The organism is Rhodococcus sp. ACPA1 (assembly GCF_002300195.1).
GTDB classification, from domain to species: domain Bacteria; phylum Actinomycetota; class Actinomycetes; order Mycobacteriales; family Mycobacteriaceae; genus Rhodococcus_F; species Rhodococcus_F opacus.
This window is the reverse complement of sequence record NZ_NSDX01000004.1, coordinates 1,271,537-1,290,340: the sequence shown is the minus strand read 5'-3', so window position 1 is coordinate 1,290,340 and position 18,804 is coordinate 1,271,537. Positions and strand designations below refer to the sequence as shown.

16 protein-coding genes are annotated in these 18,804 nt (G+C 67.5%); 2 read left to right on the top strand and 14 right to left on the bottom strand.

Annotated elements, in window-relative coordinates; genetic code table 11:
* Window positions 1-80 precede the first annotated feature (80 nt).
* The 6 genes from CJ177_RS23970 to CJ177_RS23945 form a co-directional block, all read right to left on the bottom strand.
* Entirely contained in the window at window positions 81-1,145 is a 1,065-nt protein-coding gene (locus CJ177_RS23970; protein ID WP_095868761.1) for an L-idonate 5-dehydrogenase, read from the bottom strand.
* Window positions 1,142-1,909, bottom strand: a complete 768-nt coding sequence (locus CJ177_RS23965; RefSeq protein WP_061044695.1) for an SDR family oxidoreductase — start codon at window positions 1,907-1,909, stop codon at window positions 1,142-1,144. Before CJ177_RS23965 ends, CJ177_RS23970 begins: the two co-directional genes overlap by 4 nt.
* 89 nt (window positions 1,910-1,998) lie before the next feature.
* Window positions 1,999-3,348, bottom strand: a complete 1,350-nt coding sequence (locus CJ177_RS23960) for an MFS transporter (protein WP_005250039.1) — start codon at window positions 3,346-3,348, stop codon at window positions 1,999-2,001.
* Window positions 3,345-4,388: a biotin-dependent carboxyltransferase family protein gene (locus CJ177_RS23955; RefSeq protein WP_005567630.1), complete on the bottom strand. Its 1,044-nt coding sequence runs from the start codon at window positions 4,386-4,388 to the stop codon at window positions 3,345-3,347. The genes CJ177_RS23960 and CJ177_RS23955 overlap by 4 nt, the downstream gene beginning before the upstream one ends.
* Window positions 4,381-5,103 (bottom strand): allophanate hydrolase subunit 1, encoded by a 723-nt coding sequence (locus tag CJ177_RS23950; protein WP_005250037.1) that lies wholly within the window; start codon window positions 5,101-5,103, stop codon window positions 4,381-4,383. The genes CJ177_RS23955 and CJ177_RS23950 overlap by 8 nt, the downstream gene beginning before the upstream one ends.
* Window positions 5,091-5,921, bottom strand: coding sequence for a LamB/YcsF family protein (locus tag CJ177_RS23945; protein ID WP_095868760.1), 831 nt, complete (start codon window positions 5,919-5,921; stop codon window positions 5,091-5,093). Before CJ177_RS23945 ends, CJ177_RS23950 begins: the two co-directional genes overlap by 13 nt.
* A gap of 270 nt (window positions 5,922-6,191) precedes the next feature.
* Between CJ177_RS23945 and nac the strand changes: the two genes are divergently transcribed.
* Entirely contained in the window at window positions 6,192-7,109 is a 918-nt protein-coding gene (nac, locus tag CJ177_RS23940) for a nitrogen assimilation transcriptional regulator NAC (protein WP_005250035.1), read from the top strand.
* Here nac and CJ177_RS23935 read toward each other — a convergent pair.
* From CJ177_RS23935 to CJ177_RS23920, 4 genes are all read right to left on the bottom strand, one after another.
* Window positions 7,103-8,032, bottom strand: coding sequence for a D-isomer specific 2-hydroxyacid dehydrogenase family protein (locus CJ177_RS23935; protein WP_095868759.1), 930 nt, complete (start codon window positions 8,030-8,032; stop codon window positions 7,103-7,105). The two genes, nac and CJ177_RS23935, sit on opposite strands and share 7 nt — an antisense overlap.
* Window positions 8,033-8,058: 26 nt before the next feature.
* The gene (locus CJ177_RS23930; RefSeq protein ID WP_095868758.1) at window positions 8,059-8,832 is read right to left on the bottom strand and encodes an SDR family oxidoreductase; all 774 of its coding nucleotides are present in this window, start codon (window positions 8,830-8,832) and stop codon (window positions 8,059-8,061) included.
* Entirely contained in the window at window positions 8,829-9,362 is a 534-nt protein-coding gene (locus CJ177_RS23925) for a gluconokinase (protein WP_061044692.1), read from the bottom strand. Before CJ177_RS23925 ends, CJ177_RS23930 begins: the two co-directional genes overlap by 4 nt.
* 128 nt (window positions 9,363-9,490) lie before the next feature.
* Window positions 9,491-11,713: a thiamine pyrophosphate-dependent enzyme gene (locus CJ177_RS23920; protein ID WP_095868757.1), complete on the bottom strand. Its 2,223-nt coding sequence runs from the start codon at window positions 11,711-11,713 to the stop codon at window positions 9,491-9,493.
* A gap of 312 nt (window positions 11,714-12,025) precedes the next feature.
* Between CJ177_RS23920 and solA the strand changes: the two genes are divergently transcribed.
* Window positions 12,026-13,162 carry an N-methyl-L-tryptophan oxidase gene (gene solA, locus CJ177_RS23915; RefSeq protein WP_095868756.1) on the top strand — a complete coding sequence of 379 codons (1,137 nt, stop codon included), beginning with the start codon at window positions 12,026-12,028 and terminating at the stop codon, window positions 13,160-13,162.
* Between the two features lie 70 nt (window positions 13,163-13,232).
* Here the strand turns inward: solA and CJ177_RS23910 are convergent, their stop codons facing one another.
* From CJ177_RS23910 to CJ177_RS23895, 4 genes are all read right to left on the bottom strand, one after another.
* On the bottom strand, window positions 13,233-14,420 hold the full coding sequence (locus CJ177_RS23910) for an FAD-binding oxidoreductase (protein WP_095868755.1): 1,188 nt from the start codon (window positions 14,418-14,420) through the stop codon (window positions 13,233-13,235).
* A gap of 155 nt (window positions 14,421-14,575) precedes the next feature.
* The gene (locus tag CJ177_RS23905) at window positions 14,576-14,989 is read right to left on the bottom strand and encodes a heme-binding protein (RefSeq protein WP_095868754.1); all 414 of its coding nucleotides are present in this window, start codon (window positions 14,987-14,989) and stop codon (window positions 14,576-14,578) included.
* Window positions 14,990-15,024: 35 nt separating this feature from the next.
* Window positions 15,025-15,939 (bottom strand): 5-dehydro-4-deoxyglucarate dehydratase, encoded by a 915-nt coding sequence (gene kdgD, locus CJ177_RS23900; RefSeq protein ID WP_095868753.1) that lies wholly within the window; start codon window positions 15,937-15,939, stop codon window positions 15,025-15,027.
* A gap of 196 nt (window positions 15,940-16,135) precedes the next feature.
* A complete protein-coding gene (locus CJ177_RS23895; protein ID WP_257014657.1) occupies window positions 16,136-18,475 on the bottom strand; it encodes a pyruvate dehydrogenase in 2,340 nt (779 codons plus the stop codon).
* Between the last annotated feature and the right edge of the window lie 329 nt (window positions 18,476-18,804).

The window sequence follows — 18,804 nt, the reverse complement described above, 5'->3', positions numbered from 1 at the left end:
ACACCCAGGCTATCGGGGGCACATCACGCCTGTACAAGACCGATTACTTGTCGGGCGATAGCCGTTCGGCATGACTGGAATCAGAACGCCAGCAACACCTTCGCGGACGTGGACGCGTCCTTGGCGACGGCGAAGGCCTCGAGGCCGTCCTCGATGCCGAATTCGTGGCTGATCACCGGTTCGACGTTCAGGCTGCCGTCCGCCAGAGCGGCGAGCACCGAATCGATCTCGTCGTTGAATCGGAAGGATCCGACGAGTTCGAGTTCCCGCGTGATGACGAGCGAGAGCGGCGCGGGCTGAAGACCCGTGGGGAGCAGTCCGAGCATGACGACTCGGCCGCCGCGCGTCACGCCGCGAATCGCCGATTCGAGCCCGAGACGGTTACCGGAGCACTCGACGACGATGTCGGCGTCGACGGCCGCGATGCTCTCGGAGTCGGTGGCGTCGAGGGTCCGGTCGGCGCCGAGCGCCCGTGCGACGGTGAGGGGATATTCGTGCACGTCGACTGCGGTGATCTCGCGCGCCCCGGCCCGGCGCAGGACTGCCACCACGAGGGCGCCGATGGGTCCGCACCCCACGACGAGAGCGCTCTTCCCCGACACGTCGCCGGCGCGGGCCACGGCATGCCACGCGACGGCGGCGGGTTCCGCGACCGCAGCGGTGCGCAGTGGAAGGTCCGGTGGCAGCGGCCGCAGCATTCGGGAGGGCAGAACTGCGTACTTCGCGAATGCCCCTTCGGTGTGGGGGAATTGCGCTGCACTGCCGAGGTACGTGCATCCCGGCGAGAGATTCGGGCGATCGGCGGGGAACCTGGCGCCGCGACCGCCGGGGGTGGCGGGATGCACGGCGACTCGTTCACCCGCTGCGGGGCCGCTGCCGTCCGCCGCGGCCTGCACCACCGTTCCCACCACTTCGTGGCCCAGCAGCATGGGTGCCTTCAGAATCGACTCACCCGCCGCCCCGTGCGTCCAGTAGTGCAGGTCGGATCCGCAGATCCCGCCGTATGCGATCTCGACGACCGTCTCGGACGATTCGGGCCGGCGCAGCGGCACCGATTCGATGCGCAGGTCTCCCGCGGCGTGCGCCACCATCCCGAGGGTTTCGGCCGGAAGCGGGGCGCCGGACTCGCGCTGTGCAGTCTTCACTGCGGGTCTCGATCGTTGCGCCGGATGAAGTCGAGTCCACCCGGTACCTGGAATGTGGGCATGATTTCGATCAGGCCGAGATTGACGTGGCCCGGGGCGTCGATCGCGAACTCGATGGTGTCGGCGATGTCCTTGGTCGTGATGGATTCGAAGCCTTCGTAGTACGTCTCCCACGCTTCCTTCATCGCCTCCGGCGACCCGCCCAGGTTGCGTCCGAAGATCTCGGTTTCGACTCTGCCCGGGCAGATCTCGGTCACGCGAATGCGCTTGCCGATGGTGTCGTTGCGCAGCTGTCGCGAGATCTGGTGCACCGCAGCCTTCGTGGCGTGGTAGGCGGTGTGGCCGTAGAAGTTGTACAGGCCGGCGATGGAGCTGATGTTGACGATGTGGCCGAGGTCCCGCTCGACCATTCCCGGCATCAGCAGCCGGCACAGGTGCAGCACCGCGCGGAGATTGACATCGACCATGGCGTCGACCGAGTCGGCCGAGGCATCCAGGATGTTGCCGGTGGCCGACACTCCCGCGTTGTTGATCAGCACGTCGATCTCGAGCCCCTCGACGGCCGCGCTCAGTGCGTCGATGTCCGTGATGTCGACGGCGAGCGGGATCATTCCCGTCTTGTCCGCGACCTCGTCGAGACGTTCCTTGTTGCGGGCCACACCGTAGACGGTCAGTCCGCGTTTGGTCAGGATCTCGGTGACCGCGGCACCCATTCCGGTGTTGGCACCGGTGACGAGTGCCGTCCGGTAGTCGTTGAATGGCATAACGCTCCCTTGTCTTGCTGGTGGTGAAAGTTGGTACAGCCCGGTGGTCTTCGAGTGGTCAGGAGACCACCGGGCCGAGTCTGGATCCGTCAGAGCGTGTCGCGGAGAGGCACGTGCGCCCGGTCGGTGATGGTGCTGACGGCGATGAGGGTGCCCACCGCGGTGACGACGGCATAGACCGCGGGAACGTAGATTCCGAACTGGGGGATCAGCCACGTCATGAGCAGGGGCGCCGTGCCACCGAAGACCGCCGAGGAGATGTTGTAGCCCAGCCCGTACGCCGAGTACCGCACCCGGGTGGGGAAGAGCTCGACGATGAGGATGTGGATGACGGCGGTGTGACCGGCGAAGATCACCGCCATGATGCATGCGCCGACCACGGCGAGCACGAAGTTGCCGGTCGCGATCAGGGCGTAACAGGGGATGGCACCGATGGCCATGGCGATCGCCGCGCCGGCGATGACCTTCTTGCGGCCGACGCGGTCGGAGAGAGCACCCATGAACGGGATGGCGATGCAGATCGCCACGAGGCTCGCCGCGGTCACGAGCAGGGCGGTGCCGGTCGAGAAGCCGATGTTGTCGCCCTTGAGGAACGTCGGCATGTAGGAGAACAGCACGTAGTAGCCGGAGCCGTTCATCAGCGGGATGAACAGCGCGAGCAGCATCGCCTTGCGGTGCTCGGGGGTCGCGAACGCTTCCTTCAGCGGGTTGCGGGACAGTCCGCCTTCGGCCTTGAGCTTCTCGAAGTTCGGGGTGTCGCTGATGGCCCGCCGGATGTACCAGCCGATGATGCCCATCGGGATCGCGACGAGGAACGGCACACGCCAGGCCCAGCTGGCCGGGCCGCCACCGTTGATCGCGGCCTCGTTGAGCCACGGTGACATCGCGAACGCCACGAGCGTGCCGGTGAGCAGGGCCAGGAAGGACGCGATCTGGGCGTAGCTGGTGATGAGTCCGCGCTTGCCCTCCGGCGAGTGCTCGGCGAGGAAGGTCATGGCTCCCGCCGCCTCACCGCCCACGGAGAATCCCTGCAGGATGCGCAGGAGGATCAACAACGCGGGTGCGGCGACGCCGATCGCGGCGTAGGTCGGGAGAATGCCGATTCCCGCGGTGGCGACGCTGATCAGCATGATGACGAAGACGAGCATCTTCTGCCTGCCGATCCGGTCGCCCAGGATGCCGCAGACGACCGCGCCGAGAGGTCGCACGAAGAACGAGATCGCGTAACCGGCGAAGACGAGCATCAGCGCGTCACTCGACTTGGAGACGTCGAAGAAGACGATGGCCAGGGCGGTCGCCATGAAGGCGAAGATGCCGTTGTCGTAGAGCTCGACGAAGATGCCCACGCAGCCGGCGAGAACGACTTTGCGTAGCTGGCGGGGTTGCACCTCGTGTTCGGACGTGTGCCCGGCCGTGTCGGGTGAGATCGCGTTGGTCATGCTGACTCCATCTGGGGTACCGAGCTGTGCTGGGCGGATGTCGTTTCTGTGTGAAGGGGGATCCGAAGACTGGCGAACGCGTTCGCCACGCGGGAGCGGAGGAGATCGATCGAGCGTCGTTGTGACCGGTATGCGTCCACGGCGTCGGGGACGGTCACCTTCCTGAACCGGACCTCCTGGCCGGGCCGTGCCTGGCCGAGCTGGGACAGAGCGGTGGCGGTCACGACCGCGAGCACCGGGTATCCGGCGGTCACCCCTCGTCCACGATGCAGAACGAGGATCTCGTCGCCGGCGGGAACCTCGACCGCACCGATCGGCACTCCGCGGGAGAGCACCTCCGTCGACCGGTCTCTCCGGGGAACGGGGCTGCCCGGATCGGTCGGCGTGAGGCGGAGACCGATGTGGTTCGAGTTGCCGCCGATGACGAAGGGGGTGTCGAACAATCGGGCGGAGGTCGAGCCGAATTCGTGGACGTCGGGCCCATCCGTCACGTCGATGGTCCAGCATCCGGTGAAGGCCGCGGGCCGGGCGCCGAGCCGGAACAGCGGCATCCGGAAGTGCGGGTGGTCGATCGGCGGTCCGTCGACGTCGATGGCGACGGACTCGCCGACCGTCAGTTGCCGGCCGAAACCGAGAACCGAGTCGGGGGCGCAACTACCGAGCAGATAGGGCGCGTCGATCGTTCCGTGCACGGCGAGGTAGACCCTGAGCCCGTCGCGGATTCCGCGGACGGTGAGTTCTTCGCCTGCGGTCCACACGAACGGCTCCCACTGTGGGCGGGTGACACCCCCGACCTGCACCTCCGCCGGCGCTCCGGTCACGGCGACGAGCAGGTCGATGCTCGCGACGGCGCCGAAGTCCATGGCAACCAACTCGAGCAGGGGTGCCGTACGCGGGCTTCCGACCAGTGCGTTCGCCACGTCGGCGCTGTACTGGTCCGAGGCGCCGCCGGTCATCTGGCCGAATCGGGATGCTCGGAGCCGGCCGAGGTCCTGGATCGAGGTCAGGCCGGGTGTCGTGACGGTGATCGATTCAGCCATGACGGACCCCCTCGTACGTCGACCACTCGGCGGCGGTGATCGGAACGAAGAGGAACGTGTCGCCGGGCCGGAAGTCGGACAGTGGGTCCGTCGCCGGATCGACGATGGTCAGCGGGGTTCGACCGATCACCGGCCAGCCTCCCGGTGCGGGACGCGCGGACACGACGGCCTGCCTGCCCGCGACAGCGACCGCGCCGGCGGGCACGTGCGGCCGCGGAATCGTGCGGCGTGGGACGGGCCGCGGGAAGGCGGGGCCGTCCAGCATCGGGGCGCCGCCCGGGGAACCGAAGCAGCGCATCGTCAATGGGCCTGCGCCGTGCAGTCGGATCACCTCGGCGGGTGAGAGTTCGAGGTGTTCTGCCACCTCGTCGAGGTCGGGGCCGAAGTCTCCCCCGTAGACGACCGGGATCTCGAACTGCCGCGGGCCGCGGGCCGCGGCATCCGCGGGGAGCTCGATCAGTCGTTCGACATGTGCACGGATGGCGTCGTGAGTGGTTGCACCACAGTCGAATTCGACCAGCAACGCGTCGTACGTGGGGATGATGCCGGTGACCGCGACCTCGTCGCCGCGTGCGTCGAGCGCGGCGGCAACCGTGTGGACCGCCTGCCAACGCTCCTCGGCATCCGCGGACAGCGACGTGAGACGTACCGCGGAGTCTCCGCAATCCGAGAGAACGAACTCCCGGTGCGGCCGGATGCACGTCACGCCGGACACGACGCGGACTCCGTCTCTTCCTTGGCTGCTTCCTTGGCCGCGAGGACCTCCGTCACCGGGGCGATGACAACGCCCGCACGCAGGAGCGCCTCCCGGATCGCTCGCGCATTGCGTACGGCGTCGGCGCCGTCACCGTGCAGCAGCACAGTGTCGGCCTCGATCGGGATGCGGGTGCCGTCGACGGCCTCGACGACACCCTCGGTCACCATCTGTACCGTGCGCGCCACCAGAGTGTCCTGGTCGTGAATCACGGCACCGGGCTCGGACCGCGGCACCAGGGTGCCGTCCGAGCGGTACGCGCGGTCGACGATGGCGACGATCGCCACGCGAATCCCCCGCTCACGGGCGTGGTCGGCGAGTTCACCGTCCTGGGCGAGCACGATCAGCCGCGGGTCGAACGCTTCCACCGCGTCGACGACGGCACGTGCGTAGTCCGCGCGCGTCGCGACGAGATTTCCCAACCGACCGTGCGGTGCGATGTGCGAGAGCGTCGTGCCGTGTGATGTCGCGAAGGCGTGCAGCGCGCCGAGTTGGTACAGAACGTCCGTGCGTACCTCGTCTGCGGTGAGGTCCATCGCGCGCCGGCCGAAGCCTGCCAGGTCGGGAAAGCTGGGGTGCGCGCCGATACCGATTCCGCGGGCGACGCATCCTCGGACCGTCGCGTCCATGGTCCTGGCGTCACCGGCATGGAATCCGCACGCGACGTTGGCGGACGTCAGCACGTCGAGCAGAGCGTCGTCGTCGCCCATCGTCCATGCGCCGAAGCTCTCGCCGAGGTCGGCGACGAGATCGATCTTGACAGTCACGGTGCCTCCCATGGGGACCTGCAGTGGAACCGCTGGTGCAGTTCCTGTGAACTTTCGATGTAAACGGACGCTACGCAGGATCCGGTTCGGGCGGTTAATACCTGTTTTACGTGAGGCGATAACGAACGTCTATGGTGTTTGAACAGCGGCGATGCAAAAAGGGAAGAACAGCGCCTCGCATTTGGCTACGGCGGTGTTTCCGCCCGGCAACCTTGTCGAAACCGCGGCGTGCTTGCGTCGCCGCATCGTCAGAAAGGCAGATCGCTCGTGGATACCCGACGCTTGTTCTCATTCGTCCGCATCGTCGACGCCGGAAGCATCACGCGGGCGGCCGACATTCTGCACATCGCCCAGCCGGCACTGAGCCAGCAGATGACGGCACTGGAGACGCACTTCGGTCAGCAGCTACTGATCCGCAGCAAGCAGGGAGTGGAACCCACCGATGCGGGGCGCGCGCTGTATCGGCACGCGCAGGTGATCCTGCGGCAGGTGGAGAGCGCGCAAGCCGAGGTGAGCGTCGTCGGTCGAGAACTGGCGGGCGGTGTCTCCGTCGGCCTCGCGCCCTACAGCACCGTCAGCTCCATCGCGTTACCGCTGCTCACCGCGGTGCGGTCGCGGTACCCCAGCATCCTTCTGCACATCAACGAGAACTTCGGCGGCGTGCTGAGCGAGGCCATGATGACCGGCCGCATGGACATGGCGCTGCTCTACGACGCCGGGCCGATCAAGGGCGTCAACTTCGAGCGTCTTCTCACCGAGGAGCTCATGGTCGTCGCCCCGGCAGGCACCGGTCTGCCCGGTGACACCGGGACCGCCGTGGCCATCAAGGACCTCGTCGACCTGCCGCTGCTGCTGCCGGGCCCGATGCACACCATCCGCAAAGTGGTGGAGCAGGCCTACGAACACGCCTTCGAGCACGCGCGAGTGGTCGGCGAGGTGGAATCGGTGACCCTGATGGCGCAGGCGGTCCGGAACGGTCTGGGCGCGACGGTATTACCGTTCTCCGTGGCACGCCGCATCATGAATGTGGAGAACCTGGAACTCCGCCGCATCGAACCGACCATCGAAGTCCAGGTCTCCCTCGGAACACCCGCCAATCAGCCGCTCTCGGGACCTGCCGAGGCGGTACGCGAGGTGTTGCGCAGTGTCGTCGCCAACTACATCCGGACCAGTTCGGAAGCCGACCGAGGCCTTCAGTAGCCCCGGCCCGGGTCGATCGGCGCCATCAAAGGCGCTCCGGCAGCGAAGCGTTCGACGTTGGACGCGACGTGATCGGCAAGCAGCCGCGTCAGACCGGTCGCCGGATTCGCCACGTGCGGGGTGATGATGGCGTTCGGCAGGGTCCAGAGCGGGTGTCCGCCGGGAAGGGGTTCGGGGTCGGTGACGTCGAGGGCGGCACCGCCGATCGACCCGGCCCGCAGTGCGTCGACGAGCCCCGCGGTGTCGACGAGGGAGCCGCGCGCCACGTTGACGATCCACGCCGTCGATTTCATCTGCGCGAGCGCATCCTTGTCGACGATCTGTGCGGTCGCCGCCGTCGCCGGTGCGGCGATGACGAAATGATCGGCTCTGGACCAGACTTCCGACGTCCGATCGGACGGCAGCGTCTCCACTGCACCCGGTACCGGGGTTCCCGAACGGGTCACGGCGAGCACCCGCGCCCCGAACGCGTCGAGCAGCGGGATCATCGCGCGACCGATGCCGCCGCACCCGACGATCGCGACCGTCGCCCCGCGCAGCGTGCCCACCTGCGGGTCGAACTCGGCCTTGCGCCAGGAGGTCGCGCGCACCTGCTCGGTGAGGGCACGGACCCCGGCCAGGAGCAGCAGGACTCCGTGTTCCGCGACGTTACCGGCATAGGCGCCGGCCGCGGACGTCCACGTCCGCTCGGTGTCGACGATCCCCGCGGAAATCCACGGCTCCACACCCGCCGAGGGGAGTTGCACCCAGCGCACCGAGTCCGGCAACTGCGCCGGGAACGTGTCGGGGCCCTGCGCCCACACCACGGCTTCGGCGTCGTCGAGCGGGGCGAGTACGCCTCCGCCCCGTTCGATCCCGCGCATCAGGGCGGTGTCGGGGTTCGGTCCGAGGTGGATACGGGGCGTTGCGGTGTTCGGCATCATGGTCTTTCGAGTCGGTCGGGTGGGGATCACACTACGGCGGTGAGGCCGCCGTCGACGTACAGGATCTGGCCGTTGACGAAGTCCGACGCCGGCGACGAGAGAAAGAGCAGTGCGCCCACGAGTTCCTCGGTGCGGCCCCACCGCCCGGCGGGCGTGCGTTTGGTCAGCCACGCACTGAACTCGGCATCGTTCACGAGCGCCTCGGTGAGCTGGGTATCGAAGTAGCCGGGCGCGATGGCGTTGGCCTGCAGTCCCAATGGTGCCCAGTCGGCGCACATTCCGCGTGTGAGCATCTTCAGCCCGCCCTTACTCGCGGCGTACGGGGCGATGCCCGCCCGGCCCAGTTCACTCTGGACGGAACAGATGTTGACGATCTTGCCGTGCCCGCGCCGGACCATCGCCCGCGCGAACTCGCGGCCGACGAAGAAGGCGCTGCTCAGGTTGGTGTCGAGCACGCGACGGAAGTCGTCGTCGCCGAACTCGAGCAGTGGGCTGCGGTGCTGGACGCCGGTGTTGTTCACGACGATCTCGACGGGACCGATCTCGTTCTCGACCCGCTGCGCGGCGGCGGCGACCTCCTCGGGAGCGGTGACGTCGAAGGCGCAGGTGTGGACCGTCGCGCCGGTGGCGCGGACGATCTCGTCGCGGCTGCGTGCGAGGGCGTCGGCGTCCCGCCCGTTGAGCACGACCTCCGCACCCGCCTCGGCGAGTCCGTTGGCGAGTGCGAAGCCGATTCCCCGACTCGACCCCGTGACGAGCGCGATCTTGCCCTCGACGTCGAAACTCCCATGCGAACTCACTGTGTGACGACCTTTCGTTCTTCGTGCAGGTATTCGACGGCGGCCCGGGCGATCGCGTCCGGCGCCGGAGCGACGTCCAGGACCACTCCGAATTCGTCGGCGTCGAGCGGCTCGAGGAGCGCGAACTGGGAATCGAGCAGGGCAGGTGGCATGAAGTGCCCGCTCCGCGCGTGCATCCGGTCGTGGATGACCTCCCGCTCGCCCGTGAGGTGGACGAACAGCACCGGGTCGGAGACGTCGCGGAGGATGTCCCGGTAGCTCCGCCGTAGCGCCGAGCACGCCACCACACCACGGCGTCCCTGATCGGACAGTTCCCGCAGTCGGTCACGGACGACTGCGAGCCACGGCGCCCGGTCGTCGTCGGTCAGCGGGATACCGGCGGCCATCTTCTCGACGTTCGACGGCGGATGCAGATCGTCGGCGTCGAGGAACCGGTGGCCGGAAAGTTCGGAAACTTGCTGCGCGACTGTCGTCTTCCCGCAGCCGGTCACCCCCATCACCACGATGTGGGGTCGCTGATCGCCACTCATGAAATGTTCCTGTCCGCCGGTGTGGAGAGATGCAGTTCGAACATGCCCGACCGGACAACTGCTTGGCAATGGCGGAGGGGATACCGGTTGACGTTGCCGTCATAGCGAAGCGCGAGGGATGCGGGGTGTTACCGGCTCACGAGTTTGATCGCCGCGGCCTCGATGGTCTCCTCCGACAGCAGGACCTCGAGTGCGGCATCGCCGAGCGGAATGAAACTGTCGTCGCTCGTGACGCGTGCGAGCGGCCCGGTGAAGCCGTCGTCGACCAATGCCGCGACCACACCCTCGGAGACACCCCCCGATGTGCGGGTCTCGTCGACGACGAGGACCCGGCCGGTGGCGTCCGCCTCTCGGAGGATGTCGTGCACGGGTAGCGGTGCGAGCCACCGCATATCCACCACACGCGCAGCGATGTGCGCCTTCTCGAGCCGGCGCGCGACCCGCAGGCTCATCCGGACCCCGTTGCCGAACGTGACGATCGTCAGGTCGGTGCCGTCACCGTACGTGCGGGCGGAGCCGATCGCCACATGGTTCTCGGCCCGCTTCACCGGATCCGGATACGCGGCCAGCCACTGCTCGTCACCGTCCTCGAACAGATCCCGGGTGTGGTACAGCGCAATCGGTTCCAGATACACACACACCGCCCCCGCGGTTCGCGCGGCCGCCACACACGTGTGCATCATGGCCGCGGCGTCGTCGGGGCGAGCCGGGGATGCCACGACGACCCCGGGGATGTCACGCAGCGCGGCGACGGCGTTGTCGTTGTGGAAATGCCCACCGAACCCCTTCTGATACCCGTACCCCGCGACCCGCACCACCATCGGGTTTCGGTACTGACGGTCGGAGAAGAACTGCAACGTCGCGCCCTCCCCACGGATCTGATCGGCGGCATTGTGCAGATACGCCAGGTACTGGATCTCCGGGATCGGCAGCAGTCCGGACACCCCCGCGCCCAGCGCGAGCCCCAGGATTGCCTGCTCGTCGAGGAGCGTGTCGAACACGCGCGCCGACCCCGCCCTCTTCATCAGACCCCGGGTCACCCCGTAGACCCCGCCCTTGCGGGCCACGTCCTCACCGAACACCAGCGCCTCGGGGTAGCGGGCCAACACGTCGAGCAGGGCGCGGTTGATCGCGAGACCGGTGGTGAGCGGACCTTCCTCCTCCGGAAGCGGGGATCCGACGAACTGCGCGCGACGGTCCGAATCGACGCGCTCCGGCACGGCCACGGCGGCCTCGACGGCACTGTCGGTGAGCGGTTTCATCACCGCCGCGGGACTGTCCAGTTGAGGTAGCTCACCGACCTGCTCGGCCAGTTCGAGCACCTCGGCACGCTTCTGCTCGTAGAGGTCGAGGGCATCTGTGGGGCTCAGGTGTCCTCGCTCGACCAGCAGTTTCGCCGTGCACAGCACCGGGTCGCGGTCGAAGTCGGCGGCGATCTCCGCTGATGTCCGGTACGCGGCCTCGACATCGGATCCGGCGTGGCCCATCAACCGGACGGTGCGCAGGTGCAGGAACGCGGGCTTCCGGTGCCTGCGGACCCAGTCGGCGGCATGCTGCGCCGTCGCGTACGCCGCCGGCAGATCGGAGCCGTCCGCCTCGAAGTACTCGAGTCCCGCCCGGTCACCGAAGTTCGCGGCGATCCAGCCCTGCGGAGTCTTGGTGCTGATCCCGATCCCGTTGTCCTCGCACACCAGTAGCAGCGGCAACGGCAACCCCTGGTAGGCAGCGTGCACCGCGGTGTTGATGGCACCGACGGCGGTGGAGTGGTTCGCGGACGCGTCCCCGAAGCTGCAGACGGCGACGGCGTCGGCCGGCCACGGCGAGGGCACGTGCACCTTCTCCGACCGGGCGATGGAGAACGCGACACCGACAGCGCGTGGGAGATGCGAAGCGATGGTGGAGGTTTGGGGAATGATATTGAGGTCGCGGCGGCCGAACACCTTGTGCCTGCCACCCGAGATCGGCTCCTCCGTCGCGGCCACGAGTCCGAGGAGGACGTCGCGCAGTGGATCACTGCCATCCACCTGCTGCGCCCGCGCCAGGAAGAAACCGCCGGAACGGTAATGCAGCAGAGCGGGATCGGTGGGTCGCAGCGCGGCCGCGACGGCGGCGTTGCTCTCGTGCCCGGACGAGCCGATCGTGTAGAAACCCTTGCCCCGCGACCGCAACCAGCGGGCCGCCAGATCGAGGTGCCTGCTGCCGAGCTGGGCGTCGAAGAGATCCAGCGCGCCCCGCACCGACAACGGGAACGGCGGCTGGATCGGATCCTCCGGACCGACGCCGGGGCGGCTCTCCCCGGGGATCAGCCCCGACACGACAGAGGTGAAGTAGTCGTCGATCTGTTCGGCCATCCCTAGATCATCCTGTGGCGCCGATCAGCGGGCAAGAGTCGCAAGATCAGAGTCTCGATGCCTCACCGTAAGGTCGACTGGTCCTCGCGCCGGTCCGTGGCGTCAGCACGACACGTACTGTGGTCACGGTGCCCCTGCGGGCGCTCCGCCGACGGCTCCGATGTTCGAGCACATGACGTTCGGCGACTCTGGTGTGGAGTCGCGGGATGGCAACATGTCTGGGTCCGACTCCGCAGACCGACTGCACATTCGAGAGGCCGCTGTGATCATGAACAATTCCCCCGCTGGTGAATACACACTGGTGCGCAGTCGATGACCACGACGAGAACCAATGTCGCCGTGATCGGTACCGGCACTATGGGCTCCGCAATCATGTGGCGACTGTCGGAGCGGGGTGTTTCTGCCGTCGGTCTCGAGCAGTTCACTCCCGGGCACGATCGTGGCTCCGGGCACGGCGAGTCGCGCATCTTCAGAACCGCATATCATGAGGATCCGGCGTATGTCCCGATGCTCCGAGCCGCACTCCGAGGATGGCGGGAACTCGGTGAGCAAACCGGCGAACCCGTCCTGACGATGACCGGGGGCCTCAGTATCGGCCCCTCGACCGGCGTGATCGTGGGTGGCTCCCTCGAAGCAGCCAAGGTGCATGCTCTCACCCAGGAGATTCTCGACCCGGCCGAGTTCGGTACCCGGTTTCCTCCTCAGCGATTGTGTGAGGGGGATACCGCCATCTGGGAGAAGGACGCCGGCGTGATCAGGCCGGAACTGGCGATCACCGGCGCAGCGCGCCGTGCGTGCGAACTGGGTGCCTCTGTGCGTCCCGAGAGCCGCGTCCTGGGTATCGAGGACGGTCCCGGTGACACGGTGCTCGTGCGGCTCGACGACGAGGTCATTCGAGCCGACCACGTCGTGGTCGCGGCCGGCGCCTGGATTCCCGGCCTTCTCCCTGCCGCCCAGCTCCCGTTGACTGTGGAGCGCAAGATCCTCGCATGGTTCCCGGCCGACGATCCGACACAGTTCGGGCCGGACCGGTTCCCGGTATTCCTGAGGGACAGCCCGGAAGGTACGTGGTACGGCTTCCCCAGCATGGACGGAAAGACGGTCAAGATCGCGCTCCATCTCGGCGGGCGCGAGACCGACCCTGACGAGTTGGATCGTGTGGTCCACGACGAGGACACCGCTCCGTTGCGGGACCTCGTTCGTCGTTATCTGCCCGGATTGGGTTCGCGCCCAGTGCGGGCCGCGGTGTGCATGTACACGAACACACCCGACGGACACTTCGTCATCGGAAATCCACCCGCCTACAGGAACGTGACGGTCATCTCCGCGTGCTCTGGTCACGGTTTCAAATTTGCACCGGTGATCGGAGAGATCGCCGCCGATCTCAGTTGCGGATCGACCCCTGAATTCCCCTTGGAGTTGTTCGACGTCAACCGATTCGCGGATTGACACACCGGAATACGGCGTCCGCGCGGTTGCGATCGAGGGGGGAGGGCCGTCGGCCCTCCCCCCTCGCCGGCTAGGCGGAGAAGTACACCGGGGGTGTCGTCGAGTCGAGTGCCAGTGCCACAGCCGCGCGGGCAGCGACGGGGCCCACCAGGTTTCCCGTCCCGTTGTACCCACCGATGGCGATGACACCGGGAAGAACCTCGGAACAGAGGGGTCGACCGTCGGTGGTGTAACTCACGGACGCACCCCATCTCCGAACGACGTCGACGGGCTTGCCCGCCATACGTTCCGCTACCCGTTCGATGTAGCCCTGGACGTCCGGAGTGGGTGAAGTGTCGAATGTCCACTCGGTGTCGACGAAACGGTCTCGCCCGCCCCCGACGAACAGGCGCCCATCCTTCGCTTGCTGCGCGTAGTCGTATCCCCAGCGTCCGTATACAGGACACGGCAGGCGTTCGGGCAGCCCCGGCGCCGTCCCGAGCATCTGCAGGCGTGCCGTCCGAACCCGCCCCTGCAAGACCGGGAGGATCTGTTCGAGTGTGCCGTCCACCGCGACAATGACGACAGGCGCACTGATCGAACCGTGTTCTGTTGTCACCCTTCCACTTTCCACGGCGGTGACAGCCGAGTGCTCGTACAGGCCGGCCCGCCCCCGAAGGAGTGACGCCAGCCCCAGAGCTCGACGGGAGGGGTTCATGGCCGCGTCGTCGGGCAGAAACAGGCCGCGCCCGAGCTCGCCGTCGTATTCTTCGACAGCGATGTCGTTGTCACGCAGCACCGTTTCCAGTGCTGCGCAATCCGCGAGTTCCGCCACACGGTCGGCCGCCTCGGCGTCGTCGACAGGTTCGCCGGGCAATCCGGCGAGGCGAATGGAACCCGTCCGTGCGATGACCTCCGGACCCAGCATCTCGGCAAGCCGGTCCAACTCGAGAAGAGTTGCGCGATAGAGATCGACCGACGACGTCCCCCAGGTCGTGAGGGACGAGTGGAGGAACGTCGCCGGGCCGCCCAGGAGGAAGCCGCCGTTGCGCCCCGCCGCGCCGGCCGCGACCCGCCCGGCGTCGACACCGACAACCTGCAGCCCACGTTCGACCAGGGCGCCGATCGCCGCGAGACCCGACCCGCCGAGGCCGACGACACACGCGTCGGCCGTGACGTTCTGTTCCAACACCGGAAGACCGTTCCACGACGCGACCACCGGGTCGTCGTCCCAGGCGCTCACCGAGTCCCACTGGGTGTCGGATCGAAAATTCATCATCGCATTCCCTATCCTTCAGCTCGCGACGTTCCGATGTCCGAGGAAGTTGACGCGTTGCGCGAAGCCACGACCGGGCAAGTCTATGTGGCATTGCGGGCGTCGAGATAGTCACAGATGACCTTTCCAGCGGGCAACGGTCGCTGCCGGGACCGGTGTCATGAAATGTTGCGCCGGTGTCGCTCGTCGAACCGGTGGATCTCGTCGATGACGGTCTCGACGATGCGTGCCCCGGCACCAGTGTCGGAGGTCGCGACCGCGAGTACGCCGACCGCACTGGGCTTGTCGGCCGGGTGGGGTGTCCACGCGGGGACCACGCCGCAGTCGACCGTCACGCCGGGCGCCGGCTCTACCCCTCGCCTGTCAGTCGTGCCCGACGTTCGCCGGGCGACGCCGAGTGCAGTGCGGGTCGCGGATTCGAGCAGTTCCGCGGCGGCGCCGTCGGTCCGGGAGCAGCACATCAGATTTCCGGCGTCGTCGACCACGCTGACGGCGACGGCGGTGTCGAGTGTCGCGGCATGGCGCCGAGCCAGATCGAGGGCGAGTTGCGCACGCGCTGCGGTGAGTGTCATGGCGTTCTCCGATGATCGATCGCGGACGGTGCGGCTCAGCTCACCTTCTTGATCAGGTCGGCGAGCTCGGCCAGTTCGACGGCATCGAGGTCGGTCAAAGGCGCGCGCACGGGGCCGGCGGGTCGGTCGATCACCGTCATGCCGGCCTTGATGATGCTGACCGCGTAACCCTGCTTCTTGTTGCGCAGGTTGCAGTACGGGATCACGAACTCGTTGAGCGCGTTGATGACGAACGCGTTGTCTCCGCTGCGGAGTGCGTTGTAGAAGTCGAGCGCGAACTCGGGCACGAAGTTGTAGATGGCCGAGGAGTACGTGGTGACGCCGAGTGCGAGATAGGGCATTGCGAACATCTCGGCGGTAGGCAGTCCGCCGATGTAGGTGAGCCGGTCGCCGAGACTCGCGTAGATACGGGTCATCTGCTCGATGTTGCCGACCCCGTCCTTGAACCCGACCAGGTTCGGGCAGCTGTCCGCGAGCTCCGCGACGGCGGCCTCGGTGTAGACGGCGTTGGCGCGACTGTAGATCGTCACGCCGAGAGTGGTTGCGGCACACACTTCTTTGACGTGGGCGACGAGACCGTCCTGGCTCGCCTCGGTGAGATACGGGGGCAGCAGCAGGATGCCGTGCGCGCCGACGCTCTCAGCCGACCGGGCCATCTGCACGGCGGTGGCGGTGCCGTAACCGGCGGGCGCGATCACCGGAAGACCGTCGGGTGCCTCCTGCACCGCGGCGCGGACCACCTGCTCCACCTCGGGCGGGGTGAGCGAGAAGAACTCGCCTGTGCCGCCTGCGGCGAACAACCCGGAGGCGTCGAACTGCCCGAGCCAGCCGATGTTCTCGCGGTACGCGGCCTCGTCGAACGAGTGGTCATTCTTGAAGTGGGTGACCGGGAACGACAACAGACCGGTGCCGAGCTTGTGGGCGATCTCGTGGGGGGACGCAGTGGTCATGGGTTTCGTTCTCCTCGTTCGCAATCGCGTCACTGTCGGTGCGCGCTGTGTCCACAAGGCTAGGAGCGTCAACCATTCAAGTCCAACACCAGTTATGGATCTTTTGATACCCAAAAGGTATTGCGCTCCCTGGACGAACGGGACGCTCGTTCGATCTGTCGCAACGAACGTCCCGTTCGTTCAGGAGAGGGGTCGTTCAGGAGAGGTCGAGGGCGGCGCGGACGATGCTGTCGGTGTCGATGCCGTGGTAGCGGTAGACGTCGTCGAGGGAACCGACCTGCCCGAACCGGCTGACACCGAGTGCCGCGCCGGGGACGTGGTTGATGCCGGTCAGGAATGCGAGGGTGTGCGGGTGGCCGTCGAGGACGGTCACCATCGGTGTGGCCCGGCCGGCGGGGAACACCTGGTCGAGGATCCACGACGGGCCGTCGGCGAGTCCGCGGCGGGCCTGCACCGCCTCGAACAAGAGTCCGGGACTGGTCACGCACACGACGTCGGCGGCAATCCCCTGCTCGGTCAACCGGTCCGCGGCGGTGAGGGTTTCGGTGATCATGGCACCCATCCCGACCAGCGTGACCACCGGGTTGTCGCTGTGCCGGAGGGTGTACGCGCCGGCGACCACCTGACGGCGGCGACGTTCCCGGGCGGCGGGATCTGACGGCACCGCGGCCAGGGTCTGATCCACCGGGCGGGTCGAGAGCCGCAGGTACGACGAGGAGCCGTCCGGCCGTCCCAACCGGGAGATGCTGTCGAGGAGCGTCCATTCGACGTCGATCGCGAAGGCGGGTTCGTAGCTGACGCAGCCGGGCTGTTCGAGGCCGATCGACGGGGTCTTGATCGACTGATGCGCCCCTCCCTCCGCGGCGAGGGTCACCCCGGACGGGGTGCCGACCAGGATCGACTGCCCACCCGCATAGATGCCGTAGGACCAGGGCTCGAGGGCACGCTCGACGAACGGGTCGTACATCACCCCGATCGGGAACAGCGGCTGCCCCCACCGGCTCCACGTCGCGCCGAGCTCACCCATCAACCCGACCAGGTTGGTTTCGGCGATGCCGAGTTCCATGTGCTGCCCGGTGGGCTTTTCCCGCCAGTGCATGATCGTCTCGGCGTCGTCGTCGAACCAGTTGCGGCGCTCGTGCGGCGACCACACCCCCACCTTGTTCAACCACCCGGCCAGGTTCGTGGTCGAGGACACGTCGGGGCTGACGGTGACCACCCGTTTCGCCGCGTCGGGGGCCTCTCGGGACAGGTCGAGCAGCGCCCGGCCCAATGCGGCCTGCGTCGTGGACGTCCCCGACGGGGTGCGGCCGATATCGGTCGGGATCGCGGGCGGTGTGCCGAATTCGACCTTCTCCCGCCGCAACCGGTCCGCGGTCGCCGCGCACACCCGGCCCGCCGCACTGCCGGCCTCGAACCGGGCCCACGGGTGCGCCGGGTCCATACCCAGCTCGGCTGCCAACTGTTCGTACTGCTCCACCGTCAGCAGCGACGAGTGATTCTGCGGATGCCCCTGCGTCGGCAGGCCGCGGCCCTTGATCGTGTAGGCGATGATCACCGTCGGGCGGGTGTCGTCGATCTGCGCGTACGCGGCGCGCAGGGCGTCGAGGTCGTGACCGCCCAGGTTGCGGATCGCCCGCAGCAGGGTGTCGTCGTCGAGGCCGGCGATCAGCGACGCGATCGCGGCCGCATCGGGGCCGTCCCCGGGCAGCCGCCCCCGCACCTGCTCGGCACTGCACCGCAGCAGCCGCTGATATTCGGGGTTGGGCATGTCCAGGATCCGGGTCCGCAACGACGCCCCGCCGGTCCGGGTGAACAGTGACTCGAGCAGGGTCCCGAACTTCACGGTGATGACCTGCCACCCGGCGGCCGCAAACATCGCCTCGAGCCGGCCGGCGGCGATGTTCGGCACCACCCGGTCCAGGGACTGCCGGTTCAGGTCGACGATCCACACGATCTCACCGAGCTCGGACACGGACGTGTCGAGGATCGCCTCCCACACCGCGCCCTCGTCCAGTTCGGCGTCGCCAACGAGGGAGTACTGCCGACCCGTGCCGGCGCCGCCGATGGCGGTGTCGACGTAGCGGCGGGCGATGGCACCCCAGATCGGGGCCGTCGCACCGATCCCCACCGAACCCGTCGAATAGTCCACCGGATCAGGATCTTTCGACCGGCTGGGGTACGACTGCAGGCCACCGAACTCCCGCAACGTCGTCAGATACTTCTCGTCCAGCTCGCCCAGCAGGTAGTTGATGCCGTGCAGCACCGGCGAGGCGTGGGGTTTGACCGACACCCGGTCACCGGGCCGGAGCTGCTCGAACCACAACGACGTCATGATCGAGACCATCGACGCGCACGACGCCTGATGGCCGCCCACCTTCAATCCCGTCGGATTCGGGCGAACCCGGTTGGCGTGGTGGATCATCGATGTCGACAACCACAACACCCGCTTCTCGATCTCCACAAGCGCTTCCGGAGTGGCCGCGCGCGGGGTGAGCTGCGCCGTGTGGTCGTGGATCGTGCGGGCGTCGTTCATTGCTTCGTCCTTGCCTGTGAGTTCCTGGCACCGAATCCGATCCTCCTCGGCCCAGTTCGTGAGCGAGGCGGATCGGCGGTGACGGGCAGGCGGACCTGTGGGAACCGACCTCACCGTATCTTCGAGGTCTCGTGTGCAGATCTCTCACAACAGTCGACCATCGGAACGCACTTTGAGCAATACCAAGCGTCAAGTTTGAGCATCCTGCGCATGTTCGGAGCAGCCGTCGTGGTCGGCGGTTGGCAAAATGCCCAGCACGACCGCCGCCGCTACCCTCCGGCGCTACCCTGACCGGGAGGGCACTGCACCGCGCACACCGACCCAGGGGG

What these genes read in the sequence shown, in the direction of transcription:
- kdgD (WP_095868753.1), bottom strand. Translation starts at nt 15,939, where the DNA reads ATGACCACTGCGTCCCCCCACGAGATCGCCCACAAGCTCGGCACCGGT.
- CJ177_RS23960 (WP_005250039.1), bottom strand. Translation starts at nt 3,348, where the DNA reads ATGACCAACGCGATCTCACCCGACACGGCCGGGCACACGTCCGAACAC.
- CJ177_RS23935 (WP_095868759.1), bottom strand. Translation starts at nt 8,032, where the DNA reads ATGATGCCGAACACCGCAACGCCCCGTATCCACCTCGGACCGAACCCC.
- CJ177_RS23925 (WP_061044692.1), bottom strand. Translation starts at nt 9,362, where the DNA reads ATGAGTGGCGATCAGCGACCCCACATCGTGGTGATGGGGGTGACCGGC.
- CJ177_RS23905 (WP_095868754.1), bottom strand. Translation starts at nt 14,989, where the DNA reads ATGACACTCACCGCAGCGCGTGCGCAACTCGCCCTCGATCTGGCTCGG.
- solA (WP_095868756.1), top strand. Translation starts at nt 12,026, where the DNA reads ATGACCACGACGAGAACCAATGTCGCCGTGATCGGTACCGGCACTATG.
- CJ177_RS23910 (WP_095868755.1), bottom strand. Translation starts at nt 14,420, where the DNA reads ATGATGAATTTTCGATCCGACACCCAGTGGGACTCGGTGAGCGCCTGG.
- CJ177_RS23920 (WP_095868757.1), bottom strand. Translation starts at nt 11,713, where the DNA reads ATGGCCGAACAGATCGACGACTACTTCACCTCTGTCGTGTCGGGGCTG.
- CJ177_RS23945 (WP_095868760.1), bottom strand. Translation starts at nt 5,921, where the DNA reads ATGGGAGGCACCGTGACTGTCAAGATCGATCTCGTCGCCGACCTCGGC.
- CJ177_RS23895 (WP_257014657.1), bottom strand. Translation starts at nt 18,475, where the DNA reads ATGAACGACGCCCGCACGATCCACGACCACACGGCGCAGCTCACCCCG.
- CJ177_RS23955 (WP_005567630.1), bottom strand. Translation starts at nt 4,388, where the DNA reads ATGGCTGAATCGATCACCGTCACGACACCCGGCCTGACCTCGATCCAG.
- CJ177_RS23965 (WP_061044695.1), bottom strand. Translation starts at nt 1,909, where the DNA reads ATGCCATTCAACGACTACCGGACGGCACTCGTCACCGGTGCCAACACC.